This is a genomic window from Streptomyces sp. GD-15H (assembly GCF_045291515.1).
GTDB lineage: Bacteria > Actinomycetota > Actinomycetes > Streptomycetales > Streptomycetaceae > Streptomyces.
The window spans coordinates 1408578-1423822 of the sequence record NZ_CP149447.1; the positions used below are offsets into that span (position 1 = coordinate 1408578).

Annotated in this window: 13 protein-coding genes and 2 pseudogenes; 8 read left to right on the forward strand and 7 right to left on the reverse strand. The window is 71.6% G+C overall.

The genetic code is table 11. The features are described 5' to 3' along the window. Window positions 1-103: 103 nt before the first annotated feature. On the reverse strand, window positions 104-1282 hold the full coding sequence (locus WJ438_RS06885; RefSeq protein WP_406724410.1) for a glycerate kinase: 1179 nt from the start codon (window positions 1280-1282) through the stop codon (window positions 104-106). Between the two features lie 170 nt (window positions 1283-1452). Between WJ438_RS06885 and WJ438_RS06890 the strand changes: the two genes are divergently transcribed. The 3 genes and pseudogenes from WJ438_RS06890 to WJ438_RS06900 form a co-directional block, all read left to right on the forward strand. After that, window positions 1453-2526: an ADP-ribosylglycohydrolase family protein gene (locus WJ438_RS06890; RefSeq protein WP_406724411.1), complete on the forward strand. Its 1074-nt coding sequence runs from the start codon at window positions 1453-1455 to the stop codon at window positions 2524-2526. A gap of 167 nt (window positions 2527-2693) precedes the next feature. Continuing rightward, the gene (locus tag WJ438_RS06895; protein ID WP_406724412.1) at window positions 2694-3197 is read left to right on the forward strand and encodes an NUDIX domain-containing protein; all 504 of its coding nucleotides are present in this window, start codon (window positions 2694-2696) and stop codon (window positions 3195-3197) included. Further along, window positions 3184-3702, forward strand: a pseudogene (locus WJ438_RS06900) (SIR2 family NAD-dependent protein deacylase); the annotation flags it as partial. The gene WJ438_RS06895 and the pseudogene WJ438_RS06900, both read left to right, overlap by 14 nt. Here the strand turns inward: WJ438_RS06900 and WJ438_RS06905 are convergent. Together WJ438_RS06905 and WJ438_RS06910 are read right to left on the reverse strand one after the other, a co-directional pair. Then, on the reverse strand, window positions 3636-4163 hold the full coding sequence (locus tag WJ438_RS06905) for a methylated-DNA--[protein]-cysteine S-methyltransferase (RefSeq protein WP_406724413.1): 528 nt from the start codon (window positions 4161-4163) through the stop codon (window positions 3636-3638). The pseudogene WJ438_RS06900 and the gene WJ438_RS06905 sit on opposite strands and share 67 nt — an antisense overlap. Before the next feature lie 32 nt (window positions 4164-4195). Beyond that, window positions 4196-5710 carry an AlkA N-terminal domain-containing protein gene (locus WJ438_RS06910; protein WP_406724414.1) on the reverse strand — a complete coding sequence of 505 codons (1515 nt, stop codon included), beginning with the start codon at window positions 5708-5710 and terminating at the stop codon, window positions 4196-4198. A 142-nt stretch (window positions 5711-5852) separates the two neighbouring features. Between WJ438_RS06910 and WJ438_RS06915 the strand changes: the two genes are divergently transcribed. Beyond that, window positions 5853-6167 (forward strand): hypothetical protein, encoded by a 315-nt coding sequence (locus WJ438_RS06915; RefSeq protein WP_406724415.1) that lies wholly within the window; start codon window positions 5853-5855, stop codon window positions 6165-6167. A 180-nt stretch (window positions 6168-6347) separates the two neighbouring features. On the opposite strand, the gene WJ438_RS06920 is transcribed toward WJ438_RS06915, so the two are convergent. Together WJ438_RS06920 and ctaD are read right to left on the reverse strand one after the other, a co-directional pair. Next, window positions 6348-6545 carry a hypothetical protein gene (locus WJ438_RS06920; RefSeq protein ID WP_406724416.1) on the reverse strand — a complete coding sequence of 66 codons (198 nt, stop codon included), beginning with the start codon at window positions 6543-6545 and terminating at the stop codon, window positions 6348-6350. Window positions 6546-6617: 72 nt separating this feature from the next. After that, complete coding sequence (gene ctaD / locus WJ438_RS06925; protein WP_406724417.1) at window positions 6618-8336, reverse strand: cytochrome c oxidase subunit I; 1719 nt, start codon at window positions 8334-8336, stop codon at window positions 6618-6620. Window positions 8337-9422: 1086 nt separating this feature from the next. Here ctaD and WJ438_RS06930 point away from each other — a divergent pair. From WJ438_RS06930 to WJ438_RS06945, 4 genes are all read left to right on the forward strand, one after another. After that, a complete protein-coding gene (locus WJ438_RS06930; protein WP_406724418.1) occupies window positions 9423-10622 on the forward strand; it encodes a hypothetical protein in 1200 nt (399 codons plus the stop codon). Between the two features lie 11 nt (window positions 10623-10633). Continuing rightward, on the forward strand, window positions 10634-11227 hold the full coding sequence (locus WJ438_RS06935; RefSeq protein ID WP_406724419.1) for a hemerythrin domain-containing protein: 594 nt from the start codon (window positions 10634-10636) through the stop codon (window positions 11225-11227). A gap of 590 nt (window positions 11228-11817) precedes the next feature. Then, complete coding sequence (locus WJ438_RS06940) at window positions 11818-12030, forward strand: hypothetical protein (RefSeq protein ID WP_406724420.1); 213 nt, start codon at window positions 11818-11820, stop codon at window positions 12028-12030. Beyond that, window positions 11991-13169: a globin domain-containing protein gene (locus WJ438_RS06945; protein ID WP_406724421.1), complete on the forward strand. Its 1179-nt coding sequence runs from the start codon at window positions 11991-11993 to the stop codon at window positions 13167-13169. The genes WJ438_RS06940 and WJ438_RS06945 overlap by 40 nt, the downstream gene beginning before the upstream one ends. Window positions 13170-13313: 144 nt before the next feature. On the opposite strand, the pseudogene WJ438_RS06950 reads toward WJ438_RS06945, so the two are convergent. Further along, a pseudogene (locus WJ438_RS06950) lies at window positions 13314-13709 on the reverse strand (acetaldehyde dehydrogenase (acetylating)); the annotation flags it as partial. 349 nt (window positions 13710-14058) lie between these two features. Next, window positions 14059-15231, reverse strand: a complete 1173-nt coding sequence (locus tag WJ438_RS06955) for a hydroxylase (RefSeq protein WP_406724422.1) — start codon at window positions 15229-15231, stop codon at window positions 14059-14061. Window positions 15232-15245: the final 14 nt, after the last annotated feature.

The following is a 15245-nucleotide window of genomic DNA, read 5'->3' on the forward strand; positions in this document are numbered from 1 at the left end:
CCTCCGCTTTTCGGCGGCCTTCTCGCCGACCGGGTCGGGTGGTGGGCGAAGGACGGACGGGGGTCCAGGGGGCGGAGCTCCCTGGTACGGCGACCGGGCTGGCTCAGCTCAGGAAGTCCCGTGCGATCCGCTCCGCGGTCCGCTCCAGGATCGGCCCCGCCTCCGCGATGCACGTCGCCACGTCCGGCTCGAGATCCGTCAGCGCGTACGCCCGCCGGATCCCCGCCCTCCCCAGCACCTCCGGGGGCAGGGCGAGCCGCCCGCACACCGCGACGACCTCCTTGCCGGCGGCACGGGCCGCGGCGGCGACCCCTGCCGGGGCCTTGCCGTGCAGGGTCTGCTCGTCCAGTGACCCCTCACCGGTGATCACGAGGTCGGCCCGCTCCAGCGCGGACGCGAAGCCCAGGACGTCCAGCATGACCTCGATCCCGGGCCGGAACCCGGCCCCGAGGAGCAGCGCGCCGAACCCGAGACCGCCGGCCGCACCCGCGCCCGGGGAGACGGCGGACTCGGCGGCTTTCGCCCCGGCCGACTCCTCCAGCACCCGCGCGAAGTGCCCGAGCGCCGCGTCCAGCCGCTCCACATCCTCCGGCGAGGCACCCTTCTGCGGCCCGTAGACCGCTGGGGCGCCCTTCGGGCCGGTCAGCGGGTTGTCGACATCGCTCGCGAGCACGAACTCGACCTGGCCCAGACGGGGGTCCAGGCCCGACAGATCGGCCGAGGCCAGCTCGGCGAGGCCGCCGCCGCCCGGCGCCACCGGCTCACCGTCGGCCTTCAGGAAGCGGGCGCCCAACGCGGCCAGCATGCCGGCGCCGCCGTCCGTGGTGGCGCTGCCGCCGACCCCGAACACCAGGGTGCGCGCGCCCGCGTCCAGCGCGGCCCGCAGCAGCTCGCCGGAACCGTACGTGGACGCCGTCAGCGGTGCGAGTACGCCGTCCGGAAGCCGCTGGAGGCCGCTGGCCTCCGCCATCTCCACCACGGCGGTGCCGCCGCGCAGCGCGAACACCGCCGTCACCTCGTCACCGACGGGGCCGGTGACCCGTACCTCCCGTCGGTCGAAGCCGGCCGCGACCGCCGCCGCGACCGTGCCGTCACCGCCGTCGGCCACGGGCAGCGCCTCGACCTCGAGGTCCGGCACCACCCGACGCAGCCCGGCCGTCACCCGCTCGGCGACCTGCACGGCCGTCAGCGACCCCTTGAACTTGTCCGCGGCGACGAGCACCCGTTGCGCCGACTGTGCCGACCGTGCTGATCGAGTACCGCTCACTGCAGCGTCCGCCACTTTCGCAATCCCCCTGCTCTCCGGGCCCCGTACGCGTGTCGAAGCCGGTCGCGCGCCCCTGCGACCCTAACCGGCGGGCACCCGCACCGTCATGCGCTGCGCGTCCCGTGGACCGGGCGGACACCGGTCGGAAAGGCGCGGTCGCGGCCGGAATCGGGTAGACCGGACGCATGACCGCTGTGGATACGGAACCGGGCCTCGCCGACCGCGTCCTCGGGGGCTGGCTGGGCCGGATCGCGGGCAACATGCTCGGCAAGCCGGTCGAGCAGGGCGAGGTGTGGACCCGTGAACGCATTCACCGCTACCTGCGCCGGGCGACGGCCCTCCCCCTCGACGACTACCTGCCCGAACCGCTCACCGAGAGCGACCGCCGCGACCTGCGCCCCGAGTGGCGGTACTGCGTCCGTGGCCGCGTCCACGGCAGCTGCCGGGACGACGACATCGACTACGCGATCCTCGGCCTGCACCTGCTGGAGACCCACGGCTTCGGTTTCAGCACCGAACAGGTGGGCGACCTGTGGCTGCTGCGGCTGCCGTATCTGCAGACGTTCACGGCGGAACGTGCGGCGTACCGGAACCTCGCGAACGGCCGCAGACCGCCGCTGACGGCCACCTACGACAACCCGTACCAGGAGTGGATCGGTGCCCTGATCCGCGCCGACATCCACGGCTGGACGTCCCCCGGCGCCCCGCGCCGCGCGGCCTCGCTGGCCCGCCGGGACGCGGTGCTGTCGCACACCGGCAACGGGGTCTACGGCGCGATGTGGGCGGCGGCACTGGTCTCGGCGGCGTTCACGGCGCGCACGGTGCGCCGCGCCGTGGACGAGGCGCTGACGGTGATCCCGGCGGGCTGCCGCCTGGCCCGCACCGTGCGCAGGGTGTGCGCCCTGCACGACACCGGGCTGGCCTGGGAGGACACGCTCAGCGCGCTCGAGGTGGAGACGGCGGGCCTCGGCTGGATCCACACCGTCCCGAACGCCGCCGTCCTCACCGCCGGCCTCCTGTTCGGCGACGGTGACTTCACCCGCACCATCGCCCTGACCGTCCGGGGTGGCCTGGACACCGACTCCAACGGGGCGACGGCGGGCTCGGTGGCCGGCGTCCTGTGCGGCGCATCGGCCGTACCGGAGCAGTGGAAGGACCCGCTGGAGGACACGGTGCGCACCGCCGTCTTCGGCTTCGACGGGGTGCGCATCAGTGAGCTGGCGGAGCGCACGCTGAGGCTGGCACGGACAGCGGTCTGATCCCGGCTCCGGGATACGGGCGGTGCGGCTGACGGCTCCTGTGGCTCGTGTGCCCCGGCGCGTGCGCCGTTCGGTGTCGATCTTGGGGCCGGGGTGTGCTGCCGTGCGCCCCGGTCGGGCCGCCCCGTCGTCACGGTGGCGTTTTCCGGCGCCACTACCCTGCCCGTATGACCACCACACAGCACGTTCAGGACTTCGCCGCCTATCTCGCCTCGCTCCCCCGGGTCCTCGCCGGGGCAGCCGCTCTGTTCCGGGACGGCGAGGGCCGGGTGCTGCTCGTCGAGCCGAACTACCGGGAGGGGTGGACGCTGCCCGGCGGCACGATCGAGTCGGACGACGGGGAGACCCCACGGCAGGGTGCGCGGCGCGAGACGGCCGAGGAGATCGGGCTCGACCGTGCGCTCGGGCGGCTGCTCGCGGTGGACTGGGTGCGAGGGCCCGGGCGGCCCCCGCTGGTGGCGTACCTGTACGACGGCGGGGTGCTCGGCGCGGACGACCTCGCGGCGATCCGGTTGCAGGAGGAGGAGCTGCTCTCCTGGCGGCTCGTACCGCGCGAGGAGCTGGCCGGGTATCTCCAGGCTTCCCTGGGGCGCCGGGTGCTGGCCGCCCTGGACGTCCTCGCCGACGGCTCGGACACGGCGGAACTGGAGAACGGGCACCGGGTGCACTGACCGGGTCATCACCCAGAACGTGGACGGCCTGCACCGGCTCGCCGGGATGCCTGCCCACCAGGTCCTGGAACCGCACGGCAGTGCCACGCGCGGGTCCCGTGGAGGACGCCTTCGCCCGGGTCGGGCCGGGGAGGGCGGTCCGCCGTGCCGTGTGTGCGGCGGGATCCTCAAGTCGGCGACGGTGGTGCTCGGCGAGCGGCCCGACCCCGTGGTGCTCGGCGGCGCACTCGCGCTCAGCAAGACCTGCACCGCCTTCCTCGCCGTCGGCACCAGACTCCAGGTCCAGCCCGCCGCCGGCCTCTCGGGCGGCGCCGCCGACCACGGCGCCCGGCTCGTCGTGGTCGGCGGCGAGCCGACGCCGTGCGACGACCGCGCCGACGAGGTCATCCGGGAACCGATCGGCACGGCCCTGCCCGAGCTTCTCGGCCGGATCGCCGCTCAGAACAGGGCCGTCCCGCGCTCGAAGTCCAGCAGGCGCTGTTTGCGGACCAGGCCTCCGCCGTAGCCGGTGAGGCCGCCGCTCGCGCCGATGACGCGGTGGCAGGGGATGATGATGCCGATCGGGTTGCGGCCGTTGGCGAGGCCGACCGCGCGGGAGGCCTTGGGACTGCCGAGTACATCCGCGAGCTGGCCGTAGGAGCGGGTCTCGCCGTAGGGGATGCGCGTCAACTGGTCCCAGACGCGACGCTGGAACAGGGTGCCGTGCAGACGTAGTTCGAGGGTGAACTCCTTCAACTCGCCCGCGAAATAGGCCTTCAGCTGTTCCTTGGCCTCGGCGAAGGGAGTGTCGTCGCTCCCCCACGCTCGGCTTCGCTCGCGCGGGGGGACCTCCATGCCGAAGGTTTCCTCCGGCGGGCGGTGGCGCTGGTCGGTCATGTAGAGGCCGCACAGCACGCCGTCGTCGGCGACGAGTGTCAGGGGGCCGTAGGGGCTGTCGGCCACGGTGTGCTGCTTCGTCTGCGTCATCTGCTTCGGCTCTCTGTTTCCCTGCGGTTTCCTTACACAGGCAGGAAGTTGATCGGGTGGCTGTCCGTCGCCCACAGGTACTGGACCGCGTACGCCCGCCAGGGCTGCCAGGCCGCCGCGCGTGCGGTGAGCGCGGCCGGGGTGGACGGCAGGCCGAGTCCGCGAGCGGCACGGCGGATGCCGAGGTCGGTCGGGAGGAACGCGTCGGGGTCGCCCAGGGCGCGCATGGCGATGACGTCGGCCGTCCAGGGGCCGAAGCCCGGGAGGGCGAGGAGCTTCGCGCGCGCCTCGGGCCAGTCGCTCCCGACGCCCAGCCGGAGGTCGCCGGCGGCGAGTTCGCGGACCAGGGTGGTGAAGGTGGTCCGGCGGGCGCGCGGCATGGCCAGGGTCTCGGGATCCAGGGCCGCGAGCGCCTCGGGCGACGGGAACAGGTGGGTGAGGCCGCCCTCGGGGTCCGGATCGTCCACCGGTTCGCCGTGCGCGGTGACCAGGCGGGCGGCGTGGGTGCGGGCGGCCGCCGTGGAGACCTGCTGGCCGAGTACGGCCCGGAGGGCGAACTCCGCCTCGTCGACCGTACGCGGGACCCGGCGACCGGGCGCCTTGTCGACCAGTGGTGCGAGCACCGGGTCGGTGCGCAGCCGGTCGTCGACGGCCACCGGGTCGGCGTCCAGGTCGAGCAGACGGCGGCAGCGGCTGATGGCGACGGTGAGGTCGCGCGGGTCGGTGAGGGTGAGGCGGCAGGCGATGTGGTCGGGCTGCGGGGTCAGGGTCACGACGCCGTGTCCGTACGGCAGCCGCAGCGTGCGCCGGTAGGCGCCGTCCCTCCACTCCTCCACGCCGGGTACGGCGGTCGCGGCGAGGTGGCCGAAGAGGTTGTCGGGGTTGAGTGGGGCGCGGAACGGCAGACGCAGGGACAGCGCGCCGGGAGTCCCCGGAGTGCTGGCAGGGGTGCCCGGCGTCCCGGGGGTTCGCTTCGGGGCGCGGGCGCGCAGGTCGCTCGGGGCGAGAGCGAAGACCTCGCGCACCGTGTCGTTGAAGGAGCGGACTGAGGAGAACCCGGCGGCGAAGGCGATCTCCGTCATCGGCAGGGCCGTCGTCTCGATGAGCAGCCGCGCGGTCTGGGCGCGCTGCGCCCGTGCGAGGGCGAGGGGCCCCGCGCCCAGCTCGGCGAGCAGTTGGCGTTCCACCTGCCGGGCGCTGTAGCCGAGCCGGGCGGCGAGGCCGGGCACGCCCTCCCGGTCCACGGTCCCGTCGGCGATCAGCCGCATGGCGCGAGCCACGGCGTCGGCGCGCTGGTTCCACTCCGGGGATCCGGGGCTGGTGTCGGGACGGCACCGCTTGCAGGCCCGGAACCCCGCCTGCTGGCAGGCCGCCGCACTCGGCTGGAAGACCATGTTCTCGGGTTTGGGCGGTACGGCCGGGCAGCTGGGCCGGCAGTAGATGCCGGTGGTCAGGACGGCGGTGAAGAACCAGCCGTCGAACCGCGCGTCCTTGGACTGGACGGCCCGCACGCAGCGTTCGGTGTCGATGTGCATCCCCTTCTGCATGTGTCCAGCATCGGGGACGGGCCGGGCCCGGTCTCGCGGAAATCCGACATGAACCTCGGTCGGCCTGCACCACCCCGGTTCGCCATGCCGACTCGCGCGGCAGCCGCGGTCCGTTGGGGCCGACCAGTACGGTCGAGCCCTCGTGGCCGACGACGCCGGGCGGGAGCGGGAGGTGGCCGATCAGGTCCCACAGAGCCAGGCCGGTGATGGCCGCCCCCGCGATGACGAGGTTCCGCACGACCAGGCGGCGGGCGGCCCGGGACAGCCGTACGACCGCGGGCACGGCCGCGAGCTCGTCCCGTACGACGACCGCGTCCGCCGTCTCCAGGGCCAGGTCGGAACCCGCGCGCCCCATGGCGACGCCCGTGTGGGCGGCGGCGAGGGCGGGCGCGTCGTCGACGCCGTCGCCGACGAAGGACCTTGCGGTCGGCGTCCTGGAGGCCTCGGACGTCGGTGAGGCCGGTCGCGCAGGCCACGCGTGCGCCGGTCCGCCTCCGGCCGGCACCCGCATCGGCTTCTCCCCGCCGGTGGCCGGCGGGGCACGCGGCCTCAGGGTTTCAGCACCGCACCGCGGCCGGCCGATCTCCCCGGTGAACGTCTCGTACACGGACGCTTACGCCCGGTGCCTCCAGGGCACTCAGCCTCCGGTGACCGCTTTCAAGTCACGTCGGAGAGTGGCGCAACTGCTCTCGTACTCCTGTCCCAGCCGGGCTGCCCGTTCGACTGTGACCCGCAGCATGCGGTGGGTGAGGCCGAGGCGTCGCATGACGTAGTGGCGAGTGATGTCCTCGGCCTCTCGATGCGCCTCGCCGTGATGAGCCTGAGCCTGAGCCATGAGGTGGTCCTTGGCCTTCCGCGACGGGGGCCGAGACCCGGCCGACCGGCGGGTGACTGCCGCACCCCGTGATCACGACCGGTCACTCTCATGGCCCGAGGCGTCGATCACGTCGCGTTTACCGGTGTTCTCCTTCTCGTCCAACGCGGCCACGGCCGGATGGTGGAGGTCGAAGGCGGGGGATTCGGAGCGGATGCGCGGCAGTGTGACGAAGTTGTGGCGCGGCGGCGGGCAGGAAGTGGCCCACTCCAGAGAGCGGCCGTAGCCCCACGGGTCGTCGACCTCGACGCGCTTGCCGTACTTGGCGGTCTTCCACACGTTGTACAGGAAGGGCAGGGTGGACAGGCCGAGCAGGAACGCGCCGATGGAGGAGGCGGTGTTGAGTGCGGTGAAGCCGTCGGCGGCGAGGTAGTCGACGTAGCGGCGGGGCATGCCCTCGGCGCCGAGCCAGTGCTGGATCAGGAAGGTGGTGTGGAAGCCGACGAACAGCGTCCAGAAGTGGATCTTCTCCAGGCGCTGGTCGAGCATGGTGCCGGTCATCTTGGGCCACCAGAAGCTGAAGCCGGCGAACATCGCGAAGACGACCGTGCCGAACACCACGTAGTGGAAGTGCGCGACGACGAAGTAGCTGTCGTGGACATGGAAGTCCAAGGGCGGCGAGGCGAGGATGACGCCGGTCAGGCCGCCGAAGAGGAAAGTGACCAGGAAGCCGATGGACCAGAGCATCGGAGGTTCGAAGGACAGCGATCCTTTCCACATGGTGCCGATCCAGTTGAAGAACTTCACCCCGGTGGGGATGGCGATCAGGAAGCTCATGAAGGAGAAGAACGGCAGCAGTACGGCACCGGTGGCGAACATGTGGTGGGCCCATACGGTCACGGACAGGCCGGTGATGGCGATGGTGGCGCCGATCAGACCCATGTAGCCGAAGATCGGCTTACGGGAGAAGACCGGGATGACCTCACTGACGATGCCGAAGAACGGCAGCGCGATGATGTAGACCTCGGGATGGCCGAAGAACCAGAACAGGTGCTGCCACAGGATCGGTCCGCCGTTCTCGGGGCTGAAGATCTGGGCGCCGAAGCGGCGGTCGGCCTCCAGTGCCAGCAGCGCGGCTGCCAGGACGGGGAAGGCGAGCAGCACCAGCACCGAGGTGAGCAGCACGTTCCAGGTGAAGATCGGCATGCGGAACATGGTCATGCCGGGGGCGCGCATGCAGATGATGGTGGTGATGAAGTTGACCGCGCCGAGGATCGTGCCGAAGCCGGCCAGCGCCAGCCCCATGATCCACAGATCACCGCCGAGCTGGGGGGCGCGGGTGGGTCCGCTGAGCGGGGGGTAGGCGGTCCAGCCGAAGTCGGCCGCGCCGTCGGGTGTGAGGAAGCTGCTCAGAACGATCAGACCGCCGAAGGCGAAGAGCCAGTACGACAGCATGTTCAGGCGGGGGAAGGCGACGTCCGGGGAACCGATCTGCAGCGGCATGATCGCGTTGGCGAAACCGGCGAAGGTAGGAGTGGCGAACAGCAGCAGCATGATGGCGCCGTGCATCGTGAACGCCTGGTTGTACTGCTCGTTGGAGAGCAGTTGCAGGCCGGGGCGCGCCAGTTCCGCCCGCATCGCCATCGCCAGCACTCCGCCGACCAGGAAGAACCCGAACGACGTGACCAGATAGAGATGCCCGATCTTCTTGTGATCCGTTGTCGTCAGCCAGGAAACAATCACCTGCCCCCGGCTGCGGCGTCCCTGCGCCGCCGGGACCGGAGCCACCGGTTCAGTCGTATGAGTCGCCATGAGTTCCCTCAATCGGCAGCAGTCGGTGCACAGACGGACATGGCCGGGGCAGACGAGCAAGTGCCCCTGCCGTGCAGGTCTGCGTGACGGGGCAGCGCGTAACCCTCCCAGGGCAAGATAATCCTGCCGAGTCGGCGCCGCATGTCGACGCCGACGTTTCTGGGCCGAACGCCTGACTGTTCACCCGTCCGAGTGGGTGGGTCTTCCCCCGTGATGGTGGACACGTGTTCGTGTGGGGGCCGAGGTGTTCGTTGGCGGAGTGCCGGCGGCGGGTGTGGTCGCGGGGCAGCCAGGCGAAGACCGTGCTTCCGCGGGTGGCTGGGTCACCGCAGTCGCGGGCGCCCTGGAGGGTCTCGCACTTCAGGGCGGTGTGGAAGCTCGCGCAGGCCCCGTTGTCCGCGCTGCTGCCGACCGCGCCCATGAACTGCGTGACCCCGAGGTCCGAGCAGCGGCCGGCGAAGGTCCGGGACACGTACGGCGGTCCGTGCGAGGCGTCGCAGCCCCAGGTGGCGACGTCCCCGCTCCGGCCCGCCGGAGGGCGGCGAGGGAGCCGGCGGGGCCGTGGACGGTCCGCCGGGACCGAATCCGGCTGTCGTCCGCCGGCTCGTCCGCGCGGGGCCCCGGCGCCGCGTCCCGAGGGCCGACGTGCACGGCAGGGCTGGAGGTCATGACCGAGGGGAACCCGCCGCAGGCCGTGCCGTGGCCGGACTCACCAGGGCGGTACGCCGCCACGGTGCGCCCCCGGAGCAATCCGGCCCGGGTGGGCGCCGACCGGCCCCGTGGGGAGGCCCTCGGCCGCCGTACCGACCGGTGCCGGCCCGCCCGGGTGCGAGCGAGGCAGAGACCGAAAGCGGCCCTGGGGCCATGACCGAGAAGCTCCGCACCTGGCCTTCGAGGCACCCGCTCGGCGCAGTCGGACGGTCCACCCCCGTGCCCGGAGGGAGGGCTCGCCCACTCCTCCGGGCGTGTGCGGTGGCGGGCGGCCCTGGGTGACTGAAACATGACGGGGGTGCCTTGGGTCGCGGCCATGCGGTACGGCGACGGGGGTACTTCGCCCGCCCGGTCCTTCAACGAGGAGAGCCCTCCATGACGTTCAACCCTCTGGAGCAGCGGGGCATCCCGCTGGACCGCCAGGTGCGCAACTGGCGTGAGCTGAATGTGCAGCCGATCGATCCGGACCACTGCGACCCGTACACCCGCTGCCGCATCATCACGATGAACGGCATCGAGGTCGAGGCGATCATGTTCAGCCACCACCTGGCCCGCCATACGGTCGATCCGGAGGTCAAGCGGCAGCTGGCGCAGACCCGGTACATCGAGGCCCAGCAGCAGAAGGTGGTGAACTGGCTCCTGCCCGGCGTCTCGTCCGTGCTGGAGACCACCATTGCCTACGAGCAGGTCGCCGTCGACCTCACGGCGTGGGTGGCGCGGATGGAGCCGGACCCGTATCTGAAGCAGGCGTACCAGTTCGGGGTGCTGGAGGACTTCGATCACCTGTACCGGTACGCGAACCTGTACGAGATGATCGAGCACCGCAAGGCGGAGTCGATCGTCGACGACCTGACCGAGGTCATGCCCGGCCGGCCCACGAAGTTCCACCACCGCGACCCGGTCGACAACGTGCGTGATCCGTACGCCAAGGACCAGACGAATCCGCTGTCGAAGCTGCACGCGCTGACGATCATGTCGGCGGAGCAGCAGACCATGAACTTCTACATGAACACCGGCCCCACCTACATGGAGCCGATCGCCCGGCAGCTGTACCAGGAGATCGGGCTGATCGAGGAGGAGCACGTCACCCACTACGAGTCGCTCGTCGACCCGGGTGAGACGTGGTGGGAGCAGCTGGTCAACCACGAGTACAACGAGTGCTACCTGTACCACTCGTTCATGGAGCAGGAGAGCGACCCCAGGGTGAAGGCGATCTGGGAACTGCACCTGAACATGGAGCTGGAGCATCTGCACGCGGCCTGTGACCTGATGCGCCGGCACGACGGACGCGACCCCGCCTCCGTACTGGCGCCCGAGCTGCCCAACGTCCTCACCTTCGAGCCGAACAAGGGCTACGTGCGCGAGCTGCTGGACACGCAGATGGACCTGACCACGCTGGGTGCGGGCTACGTGCGCGAGGCGCACGAGCGGTTCGAGAAGATGCAGGAGCAGATCCACGGCGGTGAGGAGCCGCCGAGCGAGCGGGTCATGGCCGAGCACGACGCGATGTTCGGCCGCGAGTACCGCGTCGAGTCCGAGGGCGCGCACCCCGACCCCGCCATGCGCGAGAAGTGAGGGGAGCCGAGATGTCCGAGCTGCACACCCCGCAGGCCGGGGACGACCACGCCAAGGACACCGACGTGGTGGCATTGCTGATGCGCCAGCACGGTGACATCCGCAACCTCTTCGACGAGGTCGAGGCCACCACCGGTGAGGAGCGCCGCGACGCCTTCCGTCGCCTCGTGCGGCTGCTGGCCGTGCATGAGACCGCCGAGGAGGAGGTCGTCCACCCCTTCGCCCGACGCGCGTTGCCGGGCGGGGAAAAGGTCGTCGAGGAACGGCTCACCGAGGAGAAGGCGGCCAAGGAGACGCTGGCCGCCCTGGAGGATCTCGACACCGACGACCCGAAGTTCATGCCACAGCTGCTGAAGCTGCGCCAGGACGTCCAGGAGCACGCGCGGGCCGAGGAACGCTACGAGTTCATCCACATCCGCCGCAGCGCAGACGCCACCAGCCTCGCCGCCATGGCCAAGGCCATCAAGGCCGCGGAAGCCATGGCCCCCACCCATCCGCACCCGGGCGTGGAGTCCGCGGCGAAGAACGTGGCGCTCGGACCGGTCGCCGCCCTCATGGACCGCACCAAGGACACGGTGCGCAGGGCCATGGGCAAAGACGGCTGACGGGCACGCGCGGCCCGGTCGGCAGGCCGGGCCGCGTGCCGGGAACACCGTCGGCGGATGCGTTGTGCGCGGTGCCGTTGTCGCTCATCGACCGGCGCCTTCCGCCCCTGGCGGGGGAACAGTTCGAGCAGCAGGTCACGGCTCGGCTCGCACGCCGGCGCCTCCTGACGGAGAGGCCGAACAGCACGTTCGGCCTCGTTGAGGATCACGGCTCCCGCGACCGGAAACAGTGGGAGCGCTCCGCTTGTATGCGTACAGGTCGGGCGCGGCACGCGCACTCGCCCTTGTCCAGGGCCCAGCGTCCCTTTCCACCAGGGCCCTTGGGGCATATATCCCAGATGCCATACTGACCTGCGGTTTCTCCCGCCAGAACCCGGCGGTTCGGAGTCTGTTCACCGTCGAGCCGCCCCCGCATCCTCGACACGTTCCTCAAGGAGCCCAGCCATGTCCCGACCCTGCCGCCCGCTTCCAGCGAAGGCCCCGCACCGACCGGACCGGTGGGCTCCCGTTCCGGTCGCCGCCCCGGTCGGGACCGGACCCGGCCCCGTACAGGTCGCCGCCGGGCGCGAGACGGGGAGAGTCCGCTGACCATGAGCGCGGAAGACAGGACGTACCACGCACTCCTCGCCCGGCACGACGCGATGCGGCTGCGTCAGCGGTTGCTCTCCTCCGGGAGCGACCTGGGCACCGGCCGCGGCGGCCGGCCCCGGCCGAAGAGACTGCCGAAGAGACGTACGACGCGGCCGGCGACCGGCAGATCATCATGCGCGACCTGGACCTGGTGGCTCCGCTCGACGAACTGATCACCGACCTGTACCGGGCGCTGTTCACACGGCATCCCTCACTGCGGTCGCTCTTCCCCGCCACGATGGCGTTCCAGCAGGCGCAGTTGGCGCGGGCGTTCTGGTATCTGATCGAGCACCTGCACCGCCCCGAGGAGATCACCAGGACCTTCACCCAGCTCGGCCGCGACCATCGCAAACTCGGCGTGCGCCCGGCGCAGTACACGGCGTTCAAGGACGCGTTGTGCGAAGCGCTGCGGGTCCGCGCGGGCGAGTACTGGAGTCCGGAGCTCGAGCGGGCGTGGATGCGGATGCTGCAACTCGGCGTCACCGCCATGATCCGGGGCGCGGAGGCCGCGCTGCGCGAACCGCCGTGCTGGCGCGCCACGGTGACGGACCACCGGCTGTACGGGCCGGACCTGGCGGTACTCCGCCTCCTGCCGCACGAGACCTTCCGGTACCGGGCAGGCCAGTACACCACGCTGGAGTGCGCCCGGCTGCCGCACACGTGGCGTCCGTACTACCTGGCCGACGGGCCCGGCCCGGACGGGGAGCTCGAGTTGCACGTCCGGCGCAGTGGCCCCGGCGGAGTCAGCGAGATGCTGGTGCGCCACACCGCGCCCGGGGACGAGGTACGGCTCGGGCCGCCCAAGGGCAACCTGACGCTCGACGCGGAGCCCCCGGACACCTTGCAGTTGGTCGCCTGGGACACCGGCTGGGCCGCGGTGAAGGCGCTGCTGCAGGAGCTGGCCAGCAGTGTGCGGCGGTCATCCGCGCATCGGGTGCGCCGGGTAGGGCTCTTCCTGGGCGCCGACTCGCTGTCCGACCTCCACGACATCGAGTATCTGACCGGCCTCGAACAACGTCACTCGTGGCTGACCGTGGTCCCGATGACGGGTGGGGCGCCGACCGAGGGCAGGTACGACCGCCTTGTCCTCGCGGTGACCCGGAGCGCCCCCCTCGCCGAGGGGCGCACCCTGATCGCCGGACCACCGGACATGGTCCGTACGGTGACGGACGGGCTCGTCCGCGCCGGGCATCCTGCCGAACGCGTCGTCCACGACCCATTGCCGACCGGCCCGCACGCCCTGCCACGGTTCACGCAGGGGCACGGGACGCCGGGGGACTCCATGCCCCCAGGGCAGCAGGTCCTCGCCTGAACCGGCCGCCGCGACGGCCCCCGTCCTCTTCCGTCGCGGCGGACCGTCATGGCTGTGGGGTGGTGCGGGCCTGCTCGACGGTGTAGCGGTGGCGGACGGCGTGCATGCCGTCCCGCAGGGTCACGTCCTGGACGTAGAGGGAAGTCATCGGGATGCCACCTCCGTGGCGCGGTGGGCGGCCATGCGTTCGGCGGTGCGCAGCGCGGCCGAGGTCATGATGTCGAGGTTGCCGGCGTAGGCGGGCAGGTAGTGGGCGGCGCCCTCCACTTCGAGGAAGACCGACACCTTGGCCGCCCCGCCGGTCCGGGAGGCCTGCGGGAGCAGCGAGCGCAGCGGGTCGTCGGCGGCGACGCGCTCGAACTGCACCCTCTGCTTGAGCCGGTAACCGGGCACGTAGGCCTGGACGCGGGCGACCATCTCCTGCACCGAGGCGGTCACCGCCGCCTCGTCGCAGTCGCCGACCAGGCAGTGCACGGTGTCCCGCATGATCAGCGGCGGCTCGGCCGGGTCGAGGACGATGATCGCCTTGCCGCGGGTGGCCCACCGGCCGCCGGCCCGCCGCGACGCCGCGCGCGACGTGCCGCCGCCGCACCGCGTACGCGGCGTCGAGGTCTCCTGCGGGCAGGAGCGTGCGGACCGGCGGACACGGCACACCGGTGCGGGCGGCCTCCTCCAGAACGGCTGCCGCCTCGGTCACGGCGGCGGACTCGCCGGCGCTCGTGCCCGCCTCCTCGGGGCGGTGGTGCTGTGCTGCGGAACGGACATGCGGGCTATCTCCGAGGAGGAACGTGGGGGTGAGGTGCTCGCCGTGCGGGACGCGGGTGTCGCGTCGGCGCGTCACAGGTACATGCGGGTGGCTCGAACTGCGACAGAACGTCCTGAGGGGCTCTCAGAAGAGCACCGACGCCGGCAACGGGTGACCGAATGTGTTCAGGCCGTACGCCTGGTAGATCGGGTCGGCGTTGTTGCTGGCGTGGTTCATCGCGGCGTGGATGTCACGCCAGCACCGCTGCAGCGTGGAGTCGCTGCGCAGCGCCGTGCCGCCGGCGTGCAGGAACAACTCGTCGACGGCATCGACCGCGCGACGGGCGATGCGGACCTGGTTGCGGCGGACCCGAACCCGTTCCTCGGGCGAGAACCGCTCGTCACGCTGTGCCTGCTCCCACATCCGCTGGATGTCGTCGAAGAGCTGGACCTCGCCGGCCTCCAGGTCGGAGATCGCCCGGCCGAGCACGGCGAGCTGGTGCGGGTCGTTGGCGGTCTTCACCCCGCGTGCGGTGACCCGGCCTCGCATCGAGGCGACGAACGCCGCCAGGGCGCCCTGCGCCATCGCGACGGTGGCGGTGGTGATGCCCGCGGTGAACATCGGGTGGAACGGCATCCGGTACAGCGGCGAGTCACCGCGACCAACCTGGTGGGCCAGGCCGCCGTCCTCCATCGGAAGCGGATCGAGGATCCGGTGCTCCGGGATGAACTTGTCCTCGATCAGGATGTCCTTGCTGCCGGTACCGCGCAGCCCCACGACGTCCCAGGAGTCCTGGATGATCTCGTAGTCCGCCCGCGGAAGGACGAAGTGGCGCAGTCCGCCCGGGACCGGCCTGCCGTCCTCGTCCACGATCAGGCCGCCGAGGATGATCCACCGGCAGTGGTCGGTGCCCGAGGAGAACGGCCAGCGGCCGGAGAACCGGAACCCGCCCTCGACCGGGGTCGCGCGCCCCAGCGGGGCGTACGGCGAGGCGATCCAGGTGTCCGGGTCCTCGCCCCAGATCTCCTTCTGCAGGGTGATGTCCATCTGGGCCACCTCGAAGGCGTGGACGCCGACCACACCGGCCACCCAGCCCGCGGAGGAGGACTGGACGCCGATGTCACGCAGGGTGCGGAAGAAGGCGACCGGGTCGGCCTCGTAGCCACCGAACTCGGTCGGCTGGAGCATCCGGATGACGCCGCTGGAGCGCAGCACCTCGGCGGCCTTGTCGGTCAGCCGGCCCAGCTCGTCGCTGGGTGCGGCCTCGGCGGCGATCTCCTCGGCGCGGGCCAGGATCCGCTCGTGTACCTCGTGCATGGCAGAAGCCCTTT

Excerpts from the sequence above, each read along its gene's own strand:
- WJ438_RS06945 (WP_406724421.1), top strand. The coding sequence starts at position 11,991 with ATGCGCGACCTGGACCTGGTGGCTCCGCTCGACGAACTGATCACCGAC.
- WJ438_RS06955 (WP_406724422.1), bottom strand. The coding sequence starts at position 15,231 with ATGCACGAGGTACACGAGCGGATCCTGGCCCGCGCCGAGGAGATCGCC.
- WJ438_RS06935 (WP_406724419.1), top strand. The coding sequence starts at position 10,634 with ATGTCCGAGCTGCACACCCCGCAGGCCGGGGACGACCACGCCAAGGAC.
- WJ438_RS06930 (WP_406724418.1), top strand. The coding sequence starts at position 9,423 with ATGACGTTCAACCCTCTGGAGCAGCGGGGCATCCCGCTGGACCGCCAG.
- WJ438_RS06905 (WP_406724413.1), bottom strand. The coding sequence starts at position 4,163 with ATGACGCAGACGAAGCAGCACACCGTGGCCGACAGCCCCTACGGCCCC.
- WJ438_RS06940 (WP_406724420.1), top strand. The coding sequence starts at position 11,818 with ATGAGCGCGGAAGACAGGACGTACCACGCACTCCTCGCCCGGCACGAC.
- ctaD (WP_406724417.1), bottom strand. The coding sequence starts at position 8,336 with ATGGCGACTCATACGACTGAACCGGTGGCTCCGGTCCCGGCGGCGCAG.
- WJ438_RS06890 (WP_406724411.1), top strand. The coding sequence starts at position 1,453 with ATGACCGCTGTGGATACGGAACCGGGCCTCGCCGACCGCGTCCTCGGG.
- WJ438_RS06895 (WP_406724412.1), top strand. The coding sequence starts at position 2,694 with ATGACCACCACACAGCACGTTCAGGACTTCGCCGCCTATCTCGCCTCG.
- WJ438_RS06920 (WP_406724416.1), bottom strand. The coding sequence starts at position 6,545 with ATGGCTCAGGCTCAGGCTCATCACGGCGAGGCGCATCGAGAGGCCGAG.
- WJ438_RS06910 (WP_406724414.1), bottom strand. The coding sequence starts at position 5,710 with ATGCAGAAGGGGATGCACATCGACACCGAACGCTGCGTGCGGGCCGTC.